The sequence below is a fragment of the Paraburkholderia sp. SIMBA_027 genome (genome assembly GCF_046535315.1).
GTDB classification, from domain to species: domain Bacteria; phylum Pseudomonadota; class Gammaproteobacteria; order Burkholderiales; family Burkholderiaceae; genus Paraburkholderia; species Paraburkholderia tropica.
Genome location: NZ_JAWRWY010000544.1, coordinates 1 through 273, shown reverse-complemented (window position 1 = coordinate 273; position 273 = coordinate 1). Strand labels below are relative to the sequence as shown.

1 protein-coding gene is annotated in these 273 nt (G+C 62.3%); it reads left to right on the top strand.

The window, feature by feature from the left end; all coding sequences use genetic code 11:
- Positions 1–78: 78 nt before the first annotated feature.
- A partial coding sequence (locus SB764_RS40180) for a hypothetical protein (RefSeq protein WP_410866778.1) occupies positions 79–273 on the top strand: 195 nt, incomplete at its 3' end.

Below are 273 nucleotides of genomic sequence, written 5' to 3'. Positions count from 1 at the left end.
CACCCGTCGTTGATCCTGCGAAACTGGATTCCACCAAGGTCACGGACCTTATGACCAAGGCAGGACTGCTGTAGTTCAGTGACCACCAAGCACGTCGTTGTCGGCCCTACGGGCCCGGCAAGCACCACGGCAGGCAAGGGCAGCCGCCCTCGCCTGCCGATCGGTGTTTCCACCATCTCCCTGCTGGCAGTCCTGATTGCCCTCTTCTCCCTCCTTCCCCTTGGCTATGTGGTCTACATGACCGTCGCCACGGGTTGGGACACCGCCGTCGGA